Source organism: Corallococcus sp. CA053C (genome assembly GCF_003611675.1).
Classification (GTDB): Bacteria; Myxococcota; Myxococcia; order Myxococcales; family Myxococcaceae; genus Corallococcus.
On record NZ_RAWA01000636.1, the window covers coordinates 1 to 3,527 of the forward strand.

General features: G+C 68.1%; 4 protein-coding genes and 1 pseudogene. 1 reads left to right on the forward strand and 4 read right to left on the reverse strand.

The genetic code is table 11. The features are described from left to right. A pseudogene (locus D7V97_RS41330) lies at positions 1–236 on the forward strand (hypothetical protein); the annotation flags it as partial. A gap of 4 nt (positions 237–240) precedes the next feature. Here the strand turns inward: D7V97_RS41330 and D7V97_RS41335 are convergent. From D7V97_RS41335 to D7V97_RS41350, 4 genes are all read right to left on the reverse strand, one after another. Beyond that, entirely contained in the window at positions 241–1,488 is a 1,248-nt protein-coding gene (locus tag D7V97_RS41335) for a DUF1629 domain-containing protein (protein WP_368669017.1), read from the reverse strand. 12 nt (positions 1,489–1,500) lie between these two features. Then, the gene (locus D7V97_RS41340; protein WP_120616036.1) at positions 1,501–2,811 is read right to left on the reverse strand and encodes an AHH domain-containing protein; all 1,311 of its coding nucleotides are present in this window, start codon (positions 2,809–2,811) and stop codon (positions 1,501–1,503) included. Positions 2,812–2,874: 63 nt separating this feature from the next. After that, positions 2,875–3,273, reverse strand: a complete 399-nt coding sequence (locus tag D7V97_RS41345; protein WP_120616037.1) for an STAS/SEC14 domain-containing protein — start codon at positions 3,271–3,273, stop codon at positions 2,875–2,877. A 78-nt stretch (positions 3,274–3,351) separates the two neighbouring features. Continuing rightward, on the reverse strand, positions 3,352–3,527 hold a 176-nt coding region (locus D7V97_RS41350), incomplete at its 5' end, for a CinA family protein (RefSeq protein WP_199729154.1).

Sequence of the window (3,527 nt, forward strand, 5' to 3'; positions counted from 1 at the left end):
GGCGCGACCTGTGGGCGCTCGCGCTGGTGGCCCTGGTGCTGGTGAGCCTGGGGGTGGAGGTGGCCTATGCGGCGCTTTTCCATCAGGCCGTCGAGGGACGCACCACGGGCGAGGACGGGGTGTGGTTCGCGGACGCGGAGCAGGCGCGCTTCCGGCGGATCAACCGGCTCACGTTCGCGCTCAATGTGCCGCTGTATGCCGCGCTCGCGGGGTTGCTCGCGGTGGGGCTGGGGTGAGTCGTCAGACCACGGGCTGGCGCCAGGCGCGGGACAGGTGCCCGGGGCCTGTTTCGTTGAAGCGCCGCACGAGTTCTTCTCGGCCCTGTTTGCCGTGCTCCAGGAGGTAGCTGAGCTCCGCGGGCAGCAGGGCCTTCACGGTGACGAGGCGGACCTCTCCGTCCGGCATCGTGAAGTGCGTGGGGAGCGCGGGGGTGTCCATGCCCAGCAGCACGCCCACCCGGTTGTCCTTCGTCAGGAGTGTTTCCGGCAGGTGCTGGCCCGCGACCTCCATGGAGAGGAAGCCGGTCTTCACCTTCTCACGCAGGCTTTCGTGCTCCGCGAGCTCGTTGCCGATGCGCTCCAGCAGCAGCTGCTGCCAGCTCTTCGAGACATCGCCCAGGGGTTCGTCGGTTTCGAGCGCGAGCTCCAGGCCGAAGCCGACGGAGGGCTCCGCCCGGGACACGAAGAAGTCGGACAGGCCGTCCGTCACGAAGAGGGTGCGGCCTTCGGGGCGGTGGATGAGGCGCCAGACCTGGCGCTGCGCGGGCCAGCCTCCTCCGGCGACGGGAATGATGACCTCGTCGCCCAGCCTGCCCAGGGTGCGCCAGAAAGCTTCGCGGGCTGTTTCCGTGCGCTCGTAGAGGGCACGGAGCTTGCGATTGCGTTCGCGTTCCTCGGGGCTGATGGCACTGGGGCCGGTGACTTCCCGGAAGCTCACGCCCGTGACGTTCGCGCGCTCCAACGCATCCTTGATGTCCTCGGAGACGATGAGTGCGCCGGTCCATCCCCAGGTGCGGAACACCTTCTCGGCACCCACCTTCGTCGGATCGATGCGCATGTCATAGACCGACCGGTATTTTCCGGTCTTCTCGGGACGCCCGTCCTCTGGCTTCCAGTACGACACCTCCGCGGACTGCTCGTCATCAATGCATCGGATGAGCTTTGTGGCGACGAGAATGCAGTACGGCTCGGTCTGCCCGTCGACGTCGACGGGAATCACCTGCACGTCCTCAGGCGCCAGCTCCATGAAGAGATCCGCGACGCGCTGGTGGACGATGGGAGCACCACCGACGCTTGTTATGGAATAGTCGAGCGGTGCTCCGGGATGATGGACAGGAATTCTAAGCCCTTCCTCGACCTGCACGGGACATCCATCCTCGAACTGCCAGGGATCATCGATCTCCTGGCCCTCCGAATTTGTTGCCTCATCCAGCAGCCAGCGGTCCTGGATGCTCATGTCGTCGTCGAGCTTGAAGTATCGCATCGTCATGAGTCCTGTCCGTCAGTCCCGAGCCACCAGTTTATTGAGCGCGCTGCCGGGCTTGAGAATTTCTCTGGCCAACTTCTGGAGTTCCTCAACCAGTGGACCTCGACATTGCTCGATGCTCCGGCATCGTCCCAGTGCTCCCCTCAATCGCGCGTAGACTGCTGAATGGTACTCCTGGGGATGAGGCCCTTTGTGGCCCGGCACACGGACCCTGTTCGCTGCATCGTCGAGGGACATCCCCGCACGGTCGAAGAGTTCCTGGAACCTGGGCGACCACGGGCCTTCGTTGTGAGTTGCCTCCCACCACTTATTCGTGGCGATGTGGTGCTCGTGGCCCTCGACCGCGGCGCTCGGCCCCTTCGCCGTCATCGCCACCGCGCCCGGGGCCAATTCAATCGTCACCACGCCGCTCGACGACACGGCCACCGCGCCCACCTGGTCCGCCGCCGCGAGCAGGAAGCCTCCCTGCTCCGCTCCCACCAGCGCCGCCTGCGCCGAGCCCGGCAGCGTCGGAATCCTCGCCGCCAGCGTCTGCGCCGTGCTTCCCAGCGCCGCCATCGCCAGCATCACGAAGGCTCTCGCGGCCTGCTTCCCCATCACCTGGCCGTACTTCTGCCCCGCGTCCCGGATGCCGTCGAAGTCCTTCGCGTCCCTCACCTCCGCCGCCAGCACCCTCCAGCCCCGGACGAGACTCCACACCGTGTCCCAGCCCAGGTACGCAATCAGCCCCACCGTCAGCGCTGCCGCCACGCCCTTCGACAACAGCGGCTCCGGCACCAGCCACAGCGCGAAGTACACCGCGCCCGTCGTCGCCAGCAGCGTCACCATCGCCTCCGGGTCCGTCAGCCCCTCCAGCGCCTCCGCCGTCTCCTCCCACACCGAGTCCAACGCGATGCGGAAGGCCAGCGTGCGCTTGCCCTCCTCATCCAGCGTCGGGCCCCTCTCCAGCAGGTGCAGGCAGTCTCCGGACAGCCGCTTGCGCACGCACCAGCGTCCGTAGGCGGCCTCCAACGCCGTGCCTTCCTCGGACAGCCGGACGCGCCCCCGCCCGGGCTCCTCCACGGAGACGAGCCCCAGGGATGCTCGCGGACGCTGACCGAACAGCCGAAGCGCCTCCGCCCGGGGATGCGCGGACAGCGGCGCGGTGGGCGCCAACATCCGCACGGCCTCCGCGAACGCAGCACCGTCCAGCGCGACCGGCGGCGTCTCCGTGCGTGGCGTGTACTCGCGGGGCGCTCCCTCCCCCGTGTCCAACCGCCACGTCCGCGACGTCGCACACCCCGTCGCGAACAACAGCAACACCACTGGCACCCAGCGCGGCGTCATGCTCTTCCCGAGGTCAACGCCCCCTGCCCTCCAGAGCGGACTCCCGGAATATCAAGACGCCGCTCAGACCTGGAGCGCCACGCCCAGCTCCGCGTCTCCATTCAACAGCCAGGTGCGCGCCGCGGACTCCTGCCAGAAGCGGCGGAGGATCTTGTCCGTCCCACTGCCCGAGGCCACCCGGTTGAGCTGCAACGCGACAATCTGGTTCTGCACCAGCTCCGCCACCCGCGTCACCCCGGAGCGCAGGCCGTACTCCTGCACGCGACGGATGAGGTCCGCCGCCTCCGGCGACGCCGGCCGGAACGTGCGCAGGTCCGCCTCAATCTTGATGGCCTGCCCCGCCACCGTGTCCGTCGCCGCCTTCAACTCCACGACGAAGCGCTCCATCTCCTCCAACCGGATGTAGCCCTCCAGGGCGAAGCTCACGATGGACTCCGCGCGATCCACGTCGATTCGAAACATCGGGCGCTCCCTTCCTGGGGGGCCTTCATCACCCATCCGGCCCATGCGCACCAATGTCCCCCGGGATGACCCAAGGATTCAGGACTCCACGCCCACCCGCTCCAGAAGGAGGGCCAGCGCCCTCGCCGCCGCGGCCTGTCGCACCTGCCGCCGGTCCCCTGGAAACACGTGCCGCTCCACCACCGCCTCCCCACCGCGCCGCTGCACCGCGATGAACACCAGCCCCACCGGCTTCGCCTCCGTCCCACCTCCAG